Source organism: Pectinatus cerevisiiphilus (genome assembly GCF_004341685.1).
GTDB classification, from domain to species: Bacteria; Bacillota; Negativicutes; order Selenomonadales; family Selenomonadaceae; genus Pectinatus; species Pectinatus cerevisiiphilus.
The window spans coordinates 1-20766 of sequence record NZ_SMAA01000001.1; the positions used below are offsets into that span (position 1 = coordinate 1).

Annotated in this window: 16 protein-coding genes; 10 read left to right on the forward strand and 6 right to left on the reverse strand. The window is 39.3% G+C overall.

Translation table 11 applies throughout. The features are described from left to right. Nucleotides 1–517 precede the first annotated feature (517 nt). The 8 genes from EDC37_RS00005 (at nucleotide 518) to EDC37_RS00040 (ending at nucleotide 9887) form a co-directional block, all read left to right on the forward strand. Nucleotides 518–1675: an MFS transporter gene (locus tag EDC37_RS00005; protein WP_132546822.1), complete on the forward strand. Its 1158-nt coding sequence runs from the start codon at nucleotides 518–520 to the stop codon at nucleotides 1673–1675. Between the two features lie 285 nt (nucleotides 1676–1960). Beyond that, nucleotides 1961–3100 carry an amidohydrolase gene (locus EDC37_RS00010; RefSeq protein ID WP_132546823.1) on the forward strand — a complete coding sequence of 380 codons (1140 nt, stop codon included), beginning with the start codon at nucleotides 1961–1963 and terminating at the stop codon, nucleotides 3098–3100. Nucleotides 3101–3121: 21 nt separating this feature from the next. After that, nucleotides 3122–4144 (forward strand): methionine ABC transporter ATP-binding protein, encoded by a 1023-nt coding sequence (locus tag EDC37_RS00015; protein WP_132546824.1) that lies wholly within the window; start codon nucleotides 3122–3124, stop codon nucleotides 4142–4144. Beyond that, nucleotides 4141–4800, forward strand: coding sequence for a methionine ABC transporter permease (locus EDC37_RS00020; RefSeq protein WP_132546825.1), 660 nt, complete (start codon nucleotides 4141–4143; stop codon nucleotides 4798–4800). The genes EDC37_RS00015 and EDC37_RS00020 overlap by 4 nt, the downstream gene beginning before the upstream one ends. Nucleotides 4801–4846: 46 nt before the next feature. Continuing rightward, on the forward strand, nucleotides 4847–5668 hold the full coding sequence (locus EDC37_RS00025; protein ID WP_132546826.1) for a MetQ/NlpA family ABC transporter substrate-binding protein: 822 nt from the start codon (nucleotides 4847–4849) through the stop codon (nucleotides 5666–5668). 278 nt (nucleotides 5669–5946) lie between these two features. Next, nucleotides 5947–8304 carry a phosphoenolpyruvate synthase gene (ppsA, locus tag EDC37_RS00030; protein WP_132546827.1) on the forward strand — a complete coding sequence of 786 codons (2358 nt, stop codon included), beginning with the start codon at nucleotides 5947–5949 and terminating at the stop codon, nucleotides 8302–8304. 117 nt (nucleotides 8305–8421) lie between these two features. Beyond that, a complete protein-coding gene (locus EDC37_RS00035; RefSeq protein WP_231040006.1) occupies nucleotides 8422–9066 on the forward strand; it encodes a CBS domain-containing protein in 645 nt (214 codons plus the stop codon). Next, a complete protein-coding gene (locus EDC37_RS00040; RefSeq protein ID WP_132546828.1) occupies nucleotides 9066–9887 on the forward strand; it encodes a pyruvate, water dikinase regulatory protein in 822 nt (273 codons plus the stop codon). The genes EDC37_RS00035 and EDC37_RS00040 overlap by 1 nt, the downstream gene beginning before the upstream one ends. Before the next feature lie 186 nt (nucleotides 9888–10073). On the opposite strand, the gene EDC37_RS00045 is transcribed toward EDC37_RS00040, so the two are convergent. Then, nucleotides 10074–11495 (reverse strand): sodium:solute symporter family protein, encoded by a 1422-nt coding sequence (locus EDC37_RS00045; protein WP_132546829.1) that lies wholly within the window; start codon nucleotides 11493–11495, stop codon nucleotides 10074–10076. Nucleotides 11496–11715: 220 nt separating this feature from the next. Further along, nucleotides 11716–13707, reverse strand: coding sequence for a transketolase (gene tkt / locus EDC37_RS00050; RefSeq protein WP_132546830.1), 1992 nt, complete (start codon nucleotides 13705–13707; stop codon nucleotides 11716–11718). A gap of 615 nt (nucleotides 13708–14322) precedes the next feature. Here tkt and EDC37_RS00055 point away from each other — a divergent pair. Continuing rightward, complete coding sequence (locus tag EDC37_RS00055; protein WP_132546831.1) at nucleotides 14323–15081, forward strand: hypothetical protein; 759 nt, start codon at nucleotides 14323–14325, stop codon at nucleotides 15079–15081. A 58-nt stretch (nucleotides 15082–15139) separates the two neighbouring features. Beyond that, complete coding sequence (locus EDC37_RS00060; RefSeq protein ID WP_132546832.1) at nucleotides 15140–16861, forward strand: methyl-accepting chemotaxis protein; 1722 nt, start codon at nucleotides 15140–15142, stop codon at nucleotides 16859–16861. 234 nt (nucleotides 16862–17095) lie between these two features. Here EDC37_RS00060 and EDC37_RS00065 read toward each other — a convergent pair whose 3' ends face one another. From EDC37_RS00065 to EDC37_RS00080, 4 genes are read right to left on the reverse strand one after another with little or no spacing between them, the layout of a single operon-like run. Next, nucleotides 17096–17887 carry a sugar phosphate isomerase/epimerase family protein gene (locus tag EDC37_RS00065; protein WP_132546833.1) on the reverse strand — a complete coding sequence of 264 codons (792 nt, stop codon included), beginning with the start codon at nucleotides 17885–17887 and terminating at the stop codon, nucleotides 17096–17098. Next, entirely contained in the window at nucleotides 17856–18974 is a 1119-nt protein-coding gene (locus EDC37_RS00070; RefSeq protein WP_132546834.1) for an ABC transporter ATP-binding protein, read from the reverse strand. The genes EDC37_RS00065 and EDC37_RS00070 overlap by 32 nt, the downstream gene beginning before the upstream one ends. A 19-nt stretch (nucleotides 18975–18993) precedes the next feature. Continuing rightward, the gene (locus EDC37_RS00075) at nucleotides 18994–19815 is read right to left on the reverse strand and encodes a carbohydrate ABC transporter permease (protein ID WP_132546835.1); all 822 of its coding nucleotides are present in this window, start codon (nucleotides 19813–19815) and stop codon (nucleotides 18994–18996) included. Beyond that, nucleotides 19805–20698, reverse strand: a complete 894-nt coding sequence (locus tag EDC37_RS00080; protein WP_132546836.1) for a carbohydrate ABC transporter permease — start codon at nucleotides 20696–20698, stop codon at nucleotides 19805–19807. The genes EDC37_RS00075 and EDC37_RS00080 overlap by 11 nt, the downstream gene beginning before the upstream one ends. Nucleotides 20699–20766: the final 68 nt, after the last annotated feature.

A 20766-nucleotide genomic window follows, 5' to 3' on the forward strand; every position in this document is an offset into this window, starting at 1 on the left:
AATTATTGGGATATAAAACTCCTCAAGAAGTATTTTTAGAAGAAGTTAGGCAGTTAGTGGATTTACAAACTGTTCAATTTGATATTGCAATTTAAAAAAAATTTTTGTTATTAAATTTGAACGGCCCCTGTCAATTGACAGGGGCCGCATTTATATTATCTCGTCAGTCTATAATTATTTTATATCTAGACACTGGTTGGGGGAAGCATCAAAGTAATTATACTGACGATGATAGAAAATATAAATGCACTGGCTATAACAAATATACAGTGAGCCATTCATTATAACTAGTGACTGTTCGGGATTAGTAAGTCTTTACTTACTAATTGAATAGATTATATCACTCTAAAAATAAAAAGTAAATATTTATTTACATTTTATGCCTTCAAGAGACAATAGATTTCCCAAAATAAAAATCTACCTAATTTTGTGATATAATATATACATTCCTTACGTTATGTATGTAAATCATTAAAATGCAGTATCTTTTAATTAGTGTTACGGAGTATAAAATTTTATGCAGCAGCGATTATGGTCACAAGCGTTTTTAGGTATGAGTTTCAGCAGTTTATTTCAATATATGACACATTATTCTTTAATTACGGTCTTACCTATTTTAGTAATCAACCAATTTTCAGGAAGTGTTTTTCAAGCCGGTCTGGCGATGACTTTTTTTCAAATTGGCGCTATTGCTTCACGCCCTCTGGCCGGCAGGTTGATAGACTCCTGTAATAAAAGGAAAATATTGTTGCTGTTTTTAGGTGCCTTCTTCGTCATAAATGTCCTCTATTTTTTCATAACAAATATTAACTTTCTATTGGGATTACGCGTTTTCCACGGAATAGCCTTTGCCGTAGGAACGACTTCAACAGCTACTGTAGCGGCATTAGTACTACCAAACAGTCGCAAAGGGGAAGGTATTGGCTATTTTGCCGCATTCTCTAATTTGGCAATGGTTATTGGCCCGTTTATGGGATTATTTTGTCTATCAAATTTTGGTCCTACACCGTTCTTTATTTTTATAATTATATTAGGCTTTTTAATATTTTTCGCAGGAACATACCAAAAATTAGATAAGAATATTATTTTACCCCATGAAAAAGAAAAGAAAGCATTGTCCCTGGCTGATTTTCTTGAACCAAAAGTTTTTTCGATCGCTTTTATCGGCGGGCTGGTTTTTTTCGCATATTCAGGCATATTGGTATTTATTCCCTTATACTTAAAATCTTTGAATTTAGTAAACTATTCCAGTCTTTTCTTCGCTGCGTTTGCTCTGGTAATTATCCTTACCCGCCCTATTATCGGCAAGCTTTTTGATAAATTTAGTGCAAAATACATTATCTATCCAGGCTTATTTTTATTTTTCTGCGGTTTTATTTACTTGAGCACTGCGCAGACTCCACCTGCTTTACTAGTAAGCGCCGTTATAATAGGTCTTGGTTTCGGTGCGCTCGGTCCTTCCTTTCAGACAATGGCCGTCCAAAGTGTTCCGCTGGAAAGGGCAGGTGTAGCCACAGCCACCTATTTTTTAGCACTTGATATAAGTGTAGGGCTAGGCTCTTTTTTCCTTGGGTTAGTAATTAATTATATGGATTATAGCGGTATGTATCAATTTGCCGCGGCTGTTATCGCCGTGACAGCCATTATATTTTTTATTGTTTTTAAAAATAAATAAGGTATTGCTATTATTATATTTTATAAAACGCCCTTGTTGCCAAAGTACCAAAACGTCCATTCCCAGAATTTCATTCACTATATATAGCAGCTATTGACAGAGAAAAGTTATTCGAGTAATATTATATATAGTTTATATGGACAGTTGATCATAAAAATGAAGACTGGGTTGTTAAAAAAACTCTTTGCGGCATTCACATACAATGCCTTTCAATGATGCTTTTTTACGGCTCAGTTTTTTTTATTACAAAAAAACCGTTTATAATAGAAAGGTCGCATATTAATTATGAACAATAAAGATATAGAAAAAAAGATCCATGAAGAATTTTATTGGTTCCACAAACATCCCGAACTGTCCTATGCAGAAGTTAATACAACAAAACGAATAAAGAAAAACCTACAGGAAGCAGCTATTGATGTTTTGGATCTGCCGCTGCAAACAGGTCTTGTAGCGCAAATAGGCTCAGGGAAACCACCGATTGCGGCAATACGCTGTGATATTGATGCTCTGCCAATACAGGAAGAAACAGATTTAGCATATAAGTCTCAGACAGAAGGAAAAATGCATGCCTGCGGACATGATTTTCATATTTCCACCATCTTAGGTGCAGCCTATATTTTAAAACAAAAAGAAAAAAACTTAAAAGGCACAATACGCATCATCTTCCAACCGGCAGAAGAAGCTCCGGGCGGAGCACTTGATGTGCTTAAAACCGGAGTATTAGACGATGTACAAGTGATTTTCGGTCTGCATAGCTCCCCACTATTTCCCGTTGGTGTCGTTGGCATCAGGGAAGGCGCCGTCACAGCTGCCGTAGATCGCTTTGAAATCAACTTTATCGGTAAAGGAACACATGCGGCCCATCCCCAAAATGGTATCGATCCCATCGTGGCAGCATCTACCTTTATTTCTTCCTTGCAAACAGTTGTCAGCCGCAATGCCGATCCGTTTGCAACAGACCTTATAAGTATAACGCATTTTCAGAGCGGCAATACCTGGAATGTCATTCCGGAAAAAGCCTACTTGGAAGGAACCACACGCACACTACAACCTGAAGATCGCAAGCTTGTACGGCAAAGAGTATACGACTTAGCAGAAAACATAGCCAAAGCATACGGAGCCAAAGCAGAAATCATCTGGCATGCCGGCCCACCGGCAACAAACAATGATGCAGCTTGGACAGCCTTTGCCAGAGAACAGGCTCCCAAAGCTGGTCTTCGCGTAGAACCATCACCCTATTCACTGGGTGGCGAAGATTTCGCCTTTTACCAAGAAAAAATAAAAGGTGCCTTTGTGCAGATTGGTACAGGAAAATCCTATTCAAACCACAATCCGCATTTTCAAGTCGATCCGGCAGCACTCCTACCAGCCGCTGAATATATGTCGCAGCTGGCCTTTAACGCATTGGCGCGCATTGGGAAATAACAAAGTCTGGAGATGCTAAATATGATAAAATTTACCGATATCAGTAAAACTTTTATAGTAAAAAAACAAGAAATACATGCATTACAACATATATCATTAGAAATACAAGATGGTGACATATTTGGTGTTATCGGCTTTAGCGGCGCGGGAAAATCCACCCTGCTCCGGATGGTCAATGCCTTAGAATCACCGACAGAAGGAACCGTAGAAATAAACGGCAGGGACATAAATAAGTTATCTTTTAACGAACTAAGAAAAGTGCGTAAAGATATAGGCATGATATTTCAACAGTTCAACCTTCTCGAGTCTAAAACAGTTTATGACAATATTGCCATTCCATTAGTATTAAAACGCATGAACAAAGCGGATATAGAAAAACGCGTTTCCCAGCTGCTGGATTTTGTAGAACTAGCCGATAAACGAAATGCTTATCCTGCACAGCTGTCTGGCGGCCAGAAACAACGTGTTGGTATTGCCCGCGCTTTATCTACCGATCCTTCTATTTTACTGTGCGATGAAGCGACAAGCGCACTTGATCCCGAAACGACAGATTCTATTCTGCGTTTACTGGAAAAGATCAACAAAACACTTAACATAACGATCTTGGTAGTAACACACGAAATAAATGTCATTCAACATCTCTGCAACCAGGTAGCCGTGATGGAACGGGGACACATTGTCGAAACTGGCTCTGTCTTAGATGTATTCAGCAACCCCCAGCAAAATATCACAAAGAGATTTGTCAGGAATGTGCTGCCGGATACAATACCAGCTAGTGTTGCAGCAAAATTAAAAGAAGATACGCGGCATTATAAAATTATTAAACTGCGCTTTTTAGGTGATAATGTTGAAGAAAACATACTTTATTACATTAATAAACATTTTTCGGCAGAAACTAATATGCTTTTTGCCTCTGTCAACGAATTACAAAAGACAGTAGTAGGTATTTTTATTCTTCAAATAATAGGTGATAATACGGAATTTGATAAAATCACAGCCTATATAAGCGAACACAATATTCAATGGCAGGAGGTAACATTATGATTGACTTGGGTGTACCTTATTCACAAATAATACTTGCTGCGGAACAAACACTTTATATGGTCTTTATCTCTTTGGCAATAGGAACGGTTATCGCCCTTATCCTATCCGTCGTACTGGTATTGACAAATCCCAGCGGAATACTAAAAAACAACATTATTTATAGTCTTGTAAATACCGTAGTAAATATCATTCGCAGTATACCATTCATTATTTTGATGGTATTTATTCTACCTCTGACCAAAATGATTGTAGGAACCCGCGTTGGTACGACAGCAGCTCTGGTGCCGTTGGTAATCTTTATTGCCCCTTATCTGACAAGACTATTTGAAAATTCTATTCTGGAAGTTAATAAAGGGATTATTGAAGCAGCCCAGGCTATGGGAGCATCACATTTTGAAATTGTCTGGTACTTTATCCTGCCAGAAGCACGTGGTTCTTTGATTTTATCTGTCACTACAGGTACTATCGGCCTGATCGGGGCAACAGCTATGGCTGGTGCCATAGGCGCCGGCGGTGTCGGCGATCTGGCTTTAACATATGGTTATGAACGATTAAACTTTCCTCTAATGCTTTTTACTGTAATCGTCTTAATTATTTTTGTGCAAATAATACAATCAGTAGGAAATTATTTCTCTGCAAAGGTACGTGGACATTGAGCGTATAGTAGCCATCATTTTATATATTAGAAAGAAGGAAAACCAAATGAAACTAAAAAAATTAGGCATTGCACTACTAACATTAATCATGGGAGCGTCATTACTCGCAGGCTGCGGCAACGACACCGCTTCCAACAATAACAAAAAAGAACTCGTCTACAGTAAATCCCAAGGCCCTTACTCAGAACTATTTGAACAGGGAATCAAACCTATTCTGGAAAAGAAAGGCTATAAAGTAACCGGTAAAGATATGTCAGACTTACTCCAAGCTGATGTGGCTCTAAATGAAGGAGAAGTAGACTTTAACGTAGAACAGCATACGGCTTATATGGAAAATTTCAACGAAAAACAAGATGGTCATTTAGTGGCACTCACACCGATACCTACTGTTCCGGCAGGTATTTATGCCGGTTCCAAAACCTCGCTTGACCAGATTGCTGATGGTGACCGCATCGCCGTACCAAATGATGCTTCCAATACGGCACGGGCTTACGCCTTACTGCAAAAAGCAGGCTGGATAAAATTAGACCCTAACAAAGATCTGACAGATGTTACACAGCAGGATATTGTCGAAAATCCGCACAATCTTCAATTTGTAGAAATGAAATCCTTAAATATCCCCGCAGTTCGCAGTGACTTCGCTTATATTGTCATCACGGGTTCAATTGTCTATAATGCCAAGATTGATCCATCAACAGCACTTTTAAAAGAAGATATTTTACCGCATCTGCTTTTACAGTTGGTTGTCAATGAAAAGAACAAGGATGCCCAGTGGGCTAAAGATATCGTCGCTGCCTACCATTCTGACGAATTCAAAGATTACATCAGTAAAAACAACAACGGTTTATGGTTCGTTCCGGAACAATAATAGTATATATACTCTTTAAAATTAACATTATAAAAACTACCATTGATATACGATATTTCCGTAATTAGGACAAAATCTAATTTACAGGGAAAATCCACAATATCAATGGTAGTTTTTTTATAAAATTTTATGCAGTCGTTATTATTACTATAAATTACTACAAAAAGAAAATTACTGTAAAAGAAAAGTAAATAAGAAAAAGCTTTCTTTATAATGTCATTTAGTATATACTAATATTGTTGTTTATATAATTAGCATATACTAATGGAGGGATATACATGAATAAAGAAAAGGCTCTAATTCTCTGGTTCGAAGCTATCGGCAAACAGGATACCGCCATTGTCGGCGGAAAAACAGCATCCTTGGGTGAACTTACCGTAAAAACAGCAGTTCCCGTCCCCTACGGTTTTGCCACTACAGCCAATGCTTACCGGTACTTTATGGAAAAAAGCGGTGTAAATGAGAAAATAGCTGCATTGCTGAAGACATTGACCGATGTGGAAAATAATTTACTGCTGCGCCGGATCAGCGCCCAAATCCGCAAAGAAATTATCGAAGCGAAAATGCCAGAAAAATTAGCGGAAGCTATAAGGGAGGCTTATAACGAACTGGGTCAAAAGATGAAGCAGCCTTCTCCTTATGTAGCGGTGCGTTCCAGTGCCACCGCAGAAGATTTACCAGATGCAAGTTTTGCGGGGCAGCAGGAAACTTATTTAAATATAACTGGTGCCGACGCTGTAATTGCTATGGTAAAAGAATGTTATGCCTCTACATATACAGACCGTGCTGTTTACTACCGCACTAAACAAGGTTATGACCATCTTGCTGTAGCACTTAGCGCAGTCATTCAAATGATGGTATTTTCCAAAGCCGCAGGCGTAATGTTCACCGTAAATGTAGCAACCGGTGATGACTCACATATAATGATAGAAGGTGCCTGGGGGCTCGGTGAATACATAGTACAGGGAACCGTAACACCGGACAGTTACCTGATAGATAAAAAAACCTTAGCTGTAGACAGTAAAATAATCCATGAAAAGAAAATAAAATTTGTGCGTATGCCATCAGGCGGGTGCGAAGAAAAAACTGTGCCTGCTGATATGGTAAAGACTTCTGTTTTAACACAACAGCAATTATGCGAACTGGCAAAATATGCATTGGCAATAGAAAAACATTACGGTTGCTATATGGATATAGAATGGGGTATAGACGAAAGAGACGATAAAATCTGGATCTTGCAAGCTCGTCCGGAAACTGTATGGTCAAACCGTAAAACTACCATACCAAAGGTAGAAAAGACAATCCATAACCATAACGCACTGGTAAAGGGGATGCCGGCAAGCCCCGGCATTGTCACCGGCAAAGTCAGGGTCATAAACGATCCAGCAAAAATAGATACTTTTCAGACAGGTGAAATATTGGTGACTGAAATGACCGCCCCTGACTGGGTTCCTGTAATGAAAAAAGCAAAGGGCATTGTCACCGATGCCGGCGGTATGACCTGCCACGCTTCCATTGTCAGCAGAGAACTGGGTATTCCCTGTATTGTAGGTACTAAAAGCTGTGGCTGTGCGGGAACTGCCGCTATGAAAAATGACATGATCGTCACCTTAGATGCAGCCCATGGTGTAGTGTATGCAGGTGATTTATCTAGCGAAGAAAATAAAAACGGGGAAAAAGAAAATCCAGCATATTATGTACAGGAAAGTTTCCCTGTTACCGGCACTAAAATTTACATGAATCTAGGTGACCCCGACCTGGCGAAAAAATACGGCAAATTGCCATGTGACGGTGTAGGTTTGATGCGTGAAGAATTTATCTGGACGACATATATCCACGAACATCCCCTTTACATGATAGCTGAAGGCAGGGCACAGGAAGCTGTAGATAAACTTGCCGAAGGTATCAATAAAGTATGCAGTGCTATGGCTCCACGCCCAGTCACCCTGCGCTTCAGTGATTTTAAATCAAGTGAATACAGATCACTCAAAGGCGGCAGCAATTACGAACCGCATGAACCGAGTGCGCTTTTGGGCTGGCGCGGTGCCTCCCGCTATTATGACCCCAAATATATTGAAGCCTTTAAGCTGGAAATAAAAGCCGTACGGAAAGTACGCGAAGAATACGGCCTAAAAAACCTGCATGTAATGATCCCCTTTTGCCGTTCAGTCGAAGAAGCACGTAAAGTGACCGAGATAATGGCTGCTGGTGGTTTGCGCCGCAGTGCTGATTTCAAAATATGGTTAATGGCTGAAATCCCAGCCAATATTATTCTCGCTGACCAATTTAACCAATTTGTCGATGGTTATTCCATTGGTTCAAATGACCTCACAATGCTTATTTTAGGCTGTGATCGGGATAATGATACCATATCGCACATCTTTGATGAAAGGAACCAGGCCGTAAAACGGGCAATACAGCACTTACTGCAAACAGCCCATCAGGACGGAAAAACAGTTTCCATATGTGGCCAAGCACCAAGTGTATATCCTGATTTTACGCAATTTCTCATTGAAAACGGCATAGATTCCATCTCAGTAAATCCCGATATGGTTGCCCAGACCAAAAGGAATGCAGCGCAGATAGAACAGCGCATTATATTAAATAACGCCCTTAAAATGAGTAAAATAAAATAATCACAGCTAAAAATACAAATGTAGTTTCAAGCAGTATTTAAAATATGCTATCATAAGAATAGTGCTAAAATATAGTAGATATTGCAAACACTGTTTGAGGGGGAGATAATTATTGCATTGACAAAAAGGCAGCAGGCAATCGTTGATATAGTGCAGCAAGAAGGGCCTATCACGGGCGGTCAATTAGCTGTGCGGATGCATGTCACCCGAGCAGCTCTCAGAGCTGATTTGGCAGTTTTGGTCATGAGCGGTTTATTGGGCTCACGCTCCAAAGTCGGTTATTTCTATACCGGTAAAAGTCTGCTGTCATTTTTTACTGAAGAACTTGATTCTGTCCGAGTGCGTGATATACAATCCGTACCGGCAGTCCTGCCTATAGGAGCCACAGCTTATGACGCTATGGTAGCGCTTTTTCTGGAAGATGTAGGCAGCGTGTTTATCGTTGAAGGACAAGGCCTGTTAAAAGGTGTAGTGTCACGCAAGGATTTGCTCAAAGCTTCATTATCCGCAGGTGGTAATCTGGCGAAAATTCCTGTCCAGATGGTTATGACCCCGCTGGCAAAATTAATAGTTACTGAACCCAGTGAATCAGTCGTTGCCGCCGCCCAAAAAATTATTGATAACGAAATCGATGCCTTGCCGGTTGTGAAAGTCCTGCCAAAGGGAAAGCGCTCCTACGAAATTGTCGGCCGCCTTACCAAAACCAATTTAGCGCGGCTGATAGTGGATTTGGCAAAAGGCAAAAGGGGGTATTCAGCATAGTGAATTTGCCAATTATTTATATGATCAGTGAATCGTTGGGTGAAACCGCCGAAGCAGTTATCAGGGCTACTGCCAGTCAGTTTGAACCGGAAAATTTTGAGATTGTCCGCATCCCGTATGTAGACTCAGTCAAGCTGCTCGAAGATACCTTGCAGGAAGCCAGCGGGCAAAACGCCTTTGTCTGCCATACACTCATTTCACCTAAACTGCGTGCAGCTTTTACCAAACTAGCTGCTAAATACAGTGTAATCGCGGTCGACATCCTAGGTCCCATGCTGGCGACTGTCCAAAAATTGTCTGGCGTTGAACCTAAGAATCAGCCAGGCCTTACACATCTTTTGACAAAAGACTATTTCAGGCGGATTGAAGCCATTGAATTTGCCGTAAAATACGATGACGGGAAAAGTCCTGCTGGCCTATTAAAAGCAGACATAATTCTTATCGGTGTGTCGCGGACATCAAAAACACCGCTGAGCATGTATCTTGCCCATAAGGGTTTAAAAGTAGCAAATGTCCCGCTTATTCCCGGAATAGCACCACCGGAAGAATTATTCAATATATCACCCCAAAAAATCATAGGCCTTATCGTTGACCCCGGCAAGCTCAATGAAATCCGTGCCGAAAGACTGAAAGCAATCGGCCTTATGCCAGGTGCCAGCTACGCCAAACTAGCATGTATTGCCGAAGAAATCGAATATTCAAAAGCTATCATGCGGCGTTTAAGCTGTCGAGTAATAGATGTATCCAACAGTGCCATAGAAGAAACTGCACATATGATATTGGAACACCATGGTAAATACTTGGAAATGAATAATTATTGACGTCTATATGCCCTTATCTACGGTATATTTATTTAAATTATAAAAAATCCATAGCGAAGTTTCCTATAGTGAATGTAACCACTAAACTATGCACTAAAGGAAAACAATCGCTATGGATTTTTCGTGTCCAGACTTTCGTCAAATTTTTCAATCTGACAATAGAAAAAGTAATTATTATAAACATCTTTATACTTGTTTCCGCGGATAAAATCCTACAAAAACAAGCATAACAAATATGCTAAAAATTATAGCAACCGATTGGGCATTAAATATACCAAATCCATTCCCCGCATTGAAAATTTGCAGGATAATCGTGATTACTACACCACTGCCTGCCGAAGAAAAAGCTGCCGTAGTAGATGTTCTCCTACAAAACAAGCCAAAAATAAGCGGTGCTGTCAATGATACCGACATCAAAGAATAAAATATAGACAACGCTGAAATAACATTAGGTAACACACTCGCAAGGAAAATACCAATCAGTCCGGCAACCACAGCGGCAAGTCGGCTCATACGCAAAAGTTTTTTATCTGTTGCCAACGGATTAATAAAGGACTTATACAAATCTTTGCTGAACGATCCTGTAATCATATACAAGACGGCATCCGCTGCACTGATTTCCGCGGAAAAAATGGCGGCCAGCGCAATCGCCGATGCCCAAAACGGCATACATTCCTTCATTATATAAGGCAACGCTAAATCCCTCTGCGGCAAATCCGGAAATAACGCAAAAGCAGCCATGCCGAGAAATACAGGAACAATAGCAAAAACCAGCATAACCAGTCCACAAAGGAAAGTGCTCAGCCGAGCTGTCTTTTTATCCTTTGCTGCATATACCTTACCGATTAATGCCGGAGATAAAAAGAATGAAGGCGTCAGCATCAAGAAGAAACCAATTATAGCACCAATTCCTATACCGCTAAGGCTGAAATAATCAGTTGCTGTCGTCGCTGTCCCCACCATGTTGGCTGCTGCCTTTGCCTGCAATCCGTCTAAGCCGCCCACGAAGCTAAATACAAAAGGAACAGCTATAAAAAAGCCAATGAGCTTAACACATGCTTCTACAATATTTACATAAGCCGCCGAAAGCAGTCCACCTGTACAAAAATAAAGCACTATGACCACGGCTCCAATCAGGACGCCCGTGCCTTTATCTATATTGGCAATAACAGAAAGAATCCAAGCTATTCCCATGAGTTGCCCCGCAAAAATAGCGACAGTACCGATGAGCATAAAAGAAGAAATAAGACCGCGAAAATTTTTATTATATCTGTATTCGAAATAATCTCCCAGCGTATAAAAATTATGCTTTTTGGCCAATTCCCATATATAAGGACCTATTATAAAGGCCAAGATAAATGTGCCCACTGCTGAAGCAGTAATCCACCACACAGCAGAAAGCCCGGTTTTAAAACTAAGACCTGCAACCCCGACAGTAGAACCAGCCCCAATATTTGGTGCAACTAAGGTAATAAACAACAGCGCCGGTCCCAGCTTGCGCCCACCCACGAAAAAATCGTCGGCTGTTTTTACCCGCTTTGACATAATAAAACCTACGCCTATAAGAAATAATGCGTAAAGCACGATAACGACGATATAGCTGATCATGATAATCTCCTTTCAGAAAATTAAACTCAGCTAATAATACATGTATTATTGGTAAATGTAAAGCTTTACAAAAAATTGCAAAATTTAGGACAAGACAAAAGCAAAAGGGTAGTAAACTATAATTCCAGCATAGTTTACTACCCTTCTATTGTAGTTGTCTTTATCTCGTTTAGAATAGAAACTTCCTAATTAAAAGCAACCATTTATTGAAGCTATTTTATTATTTTTTCAAAACATTTTTCATAGCTGCTGCTACATTTTCTTTTGTAAAACCAAACTTCACAAACAATTTACTTGCCGGTGCCGATGCGCCAAACCCTTTCATCGTAACAGTGGCACCATTAAGCCCTACATATCTGCCCCAGCCAAAATCTACGGCAGCTTCTACGGCAACACGCGCGCAAACATTTTTAGGTAAAATACTTTCTTTATATGCATCGCTTTGCTGTTCAAAAAGATCCATACAAGGCATGCTGACAACACGTACGTCAATTCCTTCTGCTGCCAATGTTTCTTTTGCTTCTATGGCAAGGGAAACTTCCGAGCCGCTGGCAATGAGAATGCCATCCGGTGTAGCTTTCTTCGACGGAGCAATAACATAAGCACCCTTTAGTGCATCCTTACTGCTGCCTGCAAGTTGCGGCAGGTTTTGGCGGGTAAGGACAAGTGCTGTCGGTGTTGCTTTGCTGGTGATAGCAAGATACCAGCCGGCGGCTGTTTCAGTAGCATCCGCAGGACGGAACACATTGACATTAGGCATAGCTCTAAGCATAGCAAGCTGTTCAACAGGTTCATGGGTCGGCCCATCTTCCCCTACACCGATACTGTCATGCGTAAGCACATAGGTTGTCGGCAATTTCATTAATGCTGCTAAACGCATCATTGGTTTCATATAATCACTAAAGACAAAGAATGTGGCTACATACGGTTTCAGCCCGCCATGTAAGGCAAGTCCGTTCGCGATACCTGCCATTGCCAATTCCCTTACACCAAAATGGAGGTTACGTCCGCTATAATTGGTTTTACTGAAATCGCCTTCGTCGTCCATATGTGTTTTGTTGGAAGGAGCCAGATCGGCACTGCCGCCGATAAGCTGAGGAAGAATATCTTTAATGCGGTTTATCATAACATGGGAAAGATTTCTTGTTGCCTGCGGTTTATTTTCATAAGCCCAGAAAGCTTCATTATGCAAAAGTGCTTCACTATCAGCATCCTTATGCATCGTATCCCATAATTTCTTTTCCTGCGGGAATTTTGCAGCATATTCAGCAAAGAGTTTTTGCCATGCAGCTTCAACAGGTTCACCCTTTGCGGAAAGTTCACGGTAATGTGCATAAACATCATCAGGTACCGCAAAAGCTTCTTGGGTCGGCCATTTAAGGTTTTCTTTTAATGCCCTTACATTATCTTCACCCAATGGTTCACCATGGGCACTGGCCTTGCCTTGTTTAGCAGGACAGCCATAACCGATCTGTGTTCTTATCGTAATAAAGGAAGGATGTTCCTTGTCAGCCTTAGCAGTTTCGATAGCAGCGCCAATAGCAGCCAGATCATTACCATCTTCAACTGTAATTGTCTGGAATCCAAATGCTTCCATACGCTTTTGTACATTTTCGGTAAAGGCGATATCAGTACTGCCTTCAATAGAAATCTTGTTGCTGTCATATAAAACAATCAATTTGGACAATCCCAATGTGCCGGCGAGAGAAAAAGCTTCAGAAGAAATGCCTTCCATCATACAACCGTCACCACCAAGGGCAAATGTATAATGGTCAACTAACGGAAATCCCGGCTTATTGAAAATAGCTGCCAAATGGGCTTCCGCCATTGCCATGCCGACCGCCATAGACATGCCTGCACCAAGCGGTCCAGTGGTTGCTTCAACGCCAACCGTATGTCCATATTCTGGATGTCCCGGAGTAAGCGAATTATCCTGACGGAAATTTTTCAAGTCATCAATGGTCAATCCGTAGGAAAATAAATGCAAAAGTGAATACAAAAGCGCTGAACCATGTCCTGCTGAAAGGATAAAACGGTCACGATCAGCCCATTTCGGATCTTTAGGATTATGTTTCATATGGTTTGCCCATAATTCATAAGCCATAGCAGCAGCATCAAGCGGCAGTCCCGGATGTCCGGATTTAGCCTTTTGTACTGCATCTGCTGATAATACACGGATAGCATTCACACATTTTACATCGATATTACTCATAATATCTCTCCCTTTTAATAATTCTATAAAAAATATCCATACTGCCATAATATTATAAAATCTTCCATTTATTAGTATAGGACATATATCTGTGTTTTATCAATACATATTTGTATCTTCTTGCCCAAAAGTTATATGACATTTTAATTATGTAGAATATTTTCTCAAGATATCGTCCGATTTGCATTATATGCATAGCAATTAACTTGAAAATTATGTATCTTTATGTTACAATATGCGGTATATTGATGGATTTTAAATGCGGAGGTTTGTCTTTTTGCAGACACGGTCTGTTGGGAAGCAAATTGCGCGAATAGATGATATTTAGTAAGTGACCAACTGAATAAGAGTTGTTTGATAGATAGATTTTGGAAAGTCAAATAGTGGGCTGATTTTCGCTTGGGCTATATAGACACCTATATCTTTTTTGATATAGATGTCTTTTTTTTGTTAAATTAACGCACATAACCAAATAATTTTGACAGCAGACAGCATTAAAAATTAAAATAGGGTGCGGTTGATTTTCACCAGCAGATACATTGTATTTCAGGCGAACCAATATCTTCTGGTAAAGGAAATCTGTTAATAAAACTAATTACATTAAAGGAGACATATTTGTGGTTAAAAAAAAATCTTTATCTGCAATCTATTCAGTCGATACTGGACTATCAGAAAAATTTAAGGCGTAAAATATACGAACACTATCAATTTCCTGAGCTTACACAGATAAAGCACATAACAGTTGGCAGACAAGTAGAACTCATTGTTTATGTGGAATATTTTTCAAAATGGGAACGGGCTTTGCTTGATTATGGAGGAGAGCATGATAATTTCAAAAAATATTATCCTCTAATCCTCAATATCATCCAAAAACATATCCTGCCCCAAAAAGAAAAGGATTATGCGGCCCATATCCGTTATTTTCATTTATTTAAACCATGCAGCCGCCAAATATTATCATACAGTATTTCTTTAACGGTATACGATGATAATATATTCAAACATTTGACCAAAGGACAAGGTAGCAGTGACGATTCTCTTGCGGCTGATATATCAAGGTATTATAGGGAACAAAACCAACGCGGTCCAGAATGGGTAACGGTAGTAAGTCTTGATAAAACTTTCATAGCAATCATAATAAGTGGCGTTACCTCTCCATTCTGGTACCGCTATCAGCAAATTTCTCCGGAATCAAAAATTTTCTTTAAAAATGCAATAAAGCAATTATCTAGAGAAGCTATTGACATAGCTTTTAAAAATCATAATCTTGCAGGAACCCGCATTCTATTCTCAGATTTTCAATGGGAAAAAGATGCCATATTTATTGTCGCTATCCGCGATATGGAAAGTTGGGAAAAATTATTGAGCATATAATTTAGAAATTATTAAACAGGATGTTGATAATCTATAATTTTAAAGGAGAGATTTTTTCGTGCAATGGTTAAACGACCTAAAGGTCGGAACAAAAATAAGCCTTCTGGGCGTAGGGACAATTATCGTATTAATAATTGTCGGTGGGATAGGCTATTATTATTTACAGGCAATCAGTAATGATATGCGCAAAATGTACAGCGAGAAACTTATGGCAGTTGACTTCATCAATGATTCCCGGGTGCAGAACCGGATGGTAGAAGCAAACGTTTTTGCTTCTATCGCCGCGAACCAAATCTCTGACAAAAATGCCTTCATTGATAATTTAAAAGCACGTATGGACGACTTCAATAAAGACTCGGAAGAATTTCAAAAAATACCAATGACTGCTGCAGAAAAAGCAAAATACCAGGAGTTACTATCTCAACTTACACAATATCGCTCTCTGCGTGACAAAGTAATTGACCTGTCATTACAAAATAAAAATGATGATGCATTTGCCCTATATATGTCGCAAGTAAAACCATTGGCCGATAAATTTAACGATTCCTTAAAAGACTTCTCCGATGATATGAAAAAATCAGCTGATACCATGAATGAAGAAAGTAAAAGAAGAGCTGATTTTGCCGGAATGTTATTTGTCGGCATAATTTTATTATCCATATTAGCTATGGTCGGCCTAAGCTGGCTGATTATCAAACAAATAACAGGCAGATTAAATGATTTCACCAACTATTTAGAGATATTAGCCGGTGGTGATTTTTCCCAGTCCATAAGCCAGAAAAGCCTGGATGATAAGAGCGAGTTCGGCAATGTTTCAAGAATGGTCGACAAAATGAAAACTAATATCCATGCATTAGTCAAAGAACTGCTGAATATAGCCGAACAATTAGCCGCCTCTTCCGAAGAATTGACTGCCAATGCCGAAGAATCGGCACAGGCCTCCGACCAAATTGCTGGAGCAATTTCTCAGGTCGCTGAAGGCTCTGAAAAACAACTGGCCGCTGCCAATAACACTGCCAATATCGTTGAACAAATATCTACCGCGATTGGCCAAGTTGCCGTTAATACAGAAACAGCAGCTAATTCAGCTGAAGATACGGCAAATGCTGCCAACAATGGTGAAGATTCTATAAAACAAGCTGTCAACCAGATGAAAACTATTGAAACAAAGACCAATGCTACATCAGATGTCATCCTTGATCTTGAAGAAAAATCCAAGCAAATCGGCCAAATAGTCGATGTTATTTCCAGTATTGCCGGACAAACCAACCTGTTGGCACTCAATGCCGCTATAGAAGCAGCAAGAGCAGGTGAAGCCGGTAAGGGATTTGCCGTAGTAGCAGAGGAAGTAAGGAAGCTGGCTGAACAGTCACAGGAAGCAGCTAAACAGATCACTGAACTTATCGGTGATGTACAGACTAAAACAGATAATGCCGTTGCCTACATGAGCGACGGTAAAAAAGAAGTAGACCGCGGAGCGAAGGTTGTATCTGGTGCCGGTGAAAGTTTCGGCCAAATTTTGAAAATGGTGCGCAATATCACTAACCAAATACATGAAATATCAGCCGCAGTAGAAGAAATAACCAGCAGCACGCAAGATGTCGTTACCGCTGTAAAGAGTGTTGATGAAGAAAGCCAAAAAGCTTCAGAACATACACAGACGATATCGGCAACAACACAGGAACAATCTTCCTCTGTCGAAGAAATAGCTACAGCCAGTGAACATCTGGCCCAAATGGCAGAAAGACTGCAACAATCTGTCCGTCAGTTTAAAATTTAAGGTTCTATACTAAATGTTGGGGTAAGCAAAAATTCAAGCTTACTCCAACATTATTTTTTTACAAAAAAAGAACATAAAACAAAAAATCCGTTACAATTAAAGTTCCGCAACTTAAAAGAAAGGATTGATGTTTTATGCTCAAAGAAAATTATACTATAGAATTATTAAATTTAAAAGGATTTAACGTAATAAGGACAGTTAACAATGTAATGTTTATATCCACATGTTTATTTTTTACTTTATATTTTGGCTGATATAACTTACATCTGCTGCGATACCGTCAATATCCTGTGCACACTGCTGACCATATTCAACAACTATATCCGCATTTGGCGTATACGTCTTATACCAATCTATAAAATTTGCGAACTTAAACTTCCCGTTAAAGATTCTGTCATGCTTATCCTCATGACCATCATTATTATGTACATGATATGCGGTTATTCTATCTGCCAATTTTTCCATGACATATTTTATATCCCATCCATTAGCATATGCATGTCCTATATCCAGTAATATTTTTTCTTCTATATTTCCTGCCATTTCAATAAATTCATCCTGATCGAAAAGCATATTTTTACGCGCCAACACACCCGCATTTTCCACAACAATCCTTGCCCCAAAAGCTGCTGCCGAATGCCTCAGCTTTAATAAATTTTCGGTGCTTATAGCAATCATTTCCTGCTTATGTGCAGCATCCACCGGACAATTATTATGATGAAATACTATATGTCCAGCGTGAAGTGATTGGGATAATTCTAATGTTTTTGCAAAATATGCTGTTGCCTGCGCAAATTCCTTTGTTCCTTCAGGCTTGCTATGTTCCGTCCCGTAATAGGGACCATGTAATGTTATGGGATATTGCCGAAATGCATCACGGTATTTTTTAATTGCCGTACAAAAATCCTCACTCTGCCATTCGGGGAAGATTTCTATTCCTACTGGTACAGCGACTTTATCGACTAACGTAAAAATTTCTTGCAGCTGCTGTGGTTTATACAGATTGGTACTGATATACATTGTCATAGCATACCTCCGGATACCCTATATTTTTTTTGCTTTCCTTATCAAATACATGCATTCTGGCACTATCCAACGTGAAATATATATTAGTGCCCGGTTTTAAAGCCGTATTAGTCCCGCTTGCCACTACTTCATGTCCTTCCAAGTCAAAATATATTCCACAATGGCTGCCATATTCTTCAACGTATTTGACTACGCCGACAAAACTATTTTTGCGTTTTTCATTTTGTAAAAAAATATGCTCCGGCCTAATACCCAAATAAAATTCCCGACAATTCCTTTTGCCAATGTAAGCACTCCAAAATTCAGGTAATTTTACGGACTGTTTACCTATTTTCAAAAAATGGTCTGCATAGGCCGCTGCAAAAATATTCATTCCCGGTGAACCGATAAATTTAGCCGTAAAAATATTTGCCGGTTTATTATAAACATTGCTAGGTGTATCTATTACCTGTAACCGCCCTTTATCCAATATTGCCACCCGATCACCGATTGTCATCGCTTCTACCTGATCATGCGTAACATAGATAAAGGTCTGCTTATATGTCTGATGAATCTTTACAAGCTCTTTTCTAGCATGTACCCTAAGCTGCGCATCAAGATTCGACAACGGTTCATCAAGTAAAAGTAATTCGCTGCGTTTCACTACAGCCCGCGCCAAAGCGACTCTCTGTCTTTGCCCACCTGATAAATCCTTTGGTTTCCTATTCTCCAAGCCGCCCAGTTCCAGCATTTCTACTGCTGCCTTAAGCCTGCTGCTGATTTCTGCTTTTGCTATGTTCTGCACTTTTAATCCGTAAATTATATTATCCGCAACTGTCATATGCGGATAAAGGGCATAATTTTGGAAAACCATACTTATATTGCGTTTACCGCTGCTTATATCATTGACACGTTTGCCATTCATATATAAATTACCCGAAGTAATATCTTCCAGCCCTGCTATCATTCGCAGTGTGGTAGATTTACCACAGCCAGATGCACCCAAAAGGATCAAACGTTCACCACTTTTTATCGTAAAATTCAAATTATCTATTATAAGATTTTTACCATACTTTTTGCATACATTTTCAAACACGATTTCTTTCAACGCATACCATCCTTTCCTATCAGCCTTTTACCCCTGAAGAAGTGAACGTATTAATAATGTATTTCTGGAAAATCAAATACAACCCCAACGGAATAATCATTGTGACAACTGATACCGCCATAGCCAGACAAAAATCTGTTCCGCCTTCAGAGCTGACAAACAATTGCAGGGCAAGCGGCAAGGTATAATTTGTCGTATCCTTTAAGATCAGCACTGGCCATACATACTCATTCCACGAATTTATAAAAAACATTATGCCGGTAGAAATCACTGCCGGCTTGACCAGTGGCAGCACTATATTGGCCATTATTTGAAAATTCCCCGCCGCTTCCAAGCGCGCCGCTTCTATTAAAGGCATTGGTATACTTCGCATCGCCTGGCGAATGAGGAATATACCGGTAGCATCGCTTAACTGTGGTAAAATGACACCCATTATATTATTTCTTAAACCAATTTGGGAAATAATAAGATAATTAGGTATCATCGTCATCGTAAACGGAATAAAGATGGTACTTATCAATATAAAATACAGCAAATTTTTCCCTTTAAAATCAAAATAAACAAAGGCATATGCAGCCATAACACTTGTTATTACCTTAAAAATGGTCACTGTTGCCGCTACTACAAGAGTATTAAATGTTATCTTATTCAGCGGCAGTTCTTGAAATATACGCAAATAATTACTTAGCGTCGGCTTATCTGGTATAATTCCCAAAACATTACTATAAGCCTCACTGAGTTCCTTAAAGGATGTAGAGACAGCAAAAACGATAGGCATTAATGAAATAAAAAGCGCTAAAATAAGTAATATATGCCATTTTAAATTACTTTCAATTCTCATAATATATACCTTTTTCTACATACCTAAATTCAATAACCAGCAACACGATAAATAAAACCATCGCTACAATAGACATGGCAGAAGCATATCCCGTATGATAGAATACAAATCCTTCCTGATAGATGTTATAGATAATATTGGAACTTGCATTATCCGGGCCGCCCTGTGTAACCACCTTCACAGGTGTAAACACATATTGCAGTCCCTGTACAATCGTCATTATAAAAATATATACTCCCGTAGCACTGCTCATTGGCAATACTATATCAAAAAATATCTTATACAAGGGCACGTTATCTATTTTGGCAGCTTCTATTATTTCCTGGGGGACCCCTGATACACCGCCAAAAATAACAATGAAATTATATCCAAAAATTTTCCATGTAGTTATTATACTTAATACCACTATAACCAAACCTTGTGTCTTGCTCCAAATTGGTATATTTATCCCCAAAAATTCAGCCAGTATAGCTGCCGGTCCCGATACCGGATTCAATACCCATAGATACAAGATTGAACCGACAACCAGAGAAATAACACTTGGTAAAAAAAATGCCCCCTTATAAAAGCCTCGCCCCCTTTTTATGACAAATGATAAAACAAATGCCAAAACATATGGCGCGACACAATTGAGTACAAGCAAAATCAATATATATTCCACCGTATTTTTTATTACCAACGGCATCAATGGATCTGCAAAGAGAGCCTTATAATTGGCCAGACCGATAAACTCCTTCACCGGCTTTATCATATTCCAGTCAAAAAAGCTCAAATATACTGTGTAAAAAAATGGATAAAACATAAATATGGCAAATACCAAAAGTGCTGGTAATATAAGCCCATACGCTATCCATACATCTTTGTTGCCAAATTTTTTCTTCATACTGCACACTCTTTTATAATATATAAGTTTTATTATTATTTTTTATCAACATCATCCACATGTAATAA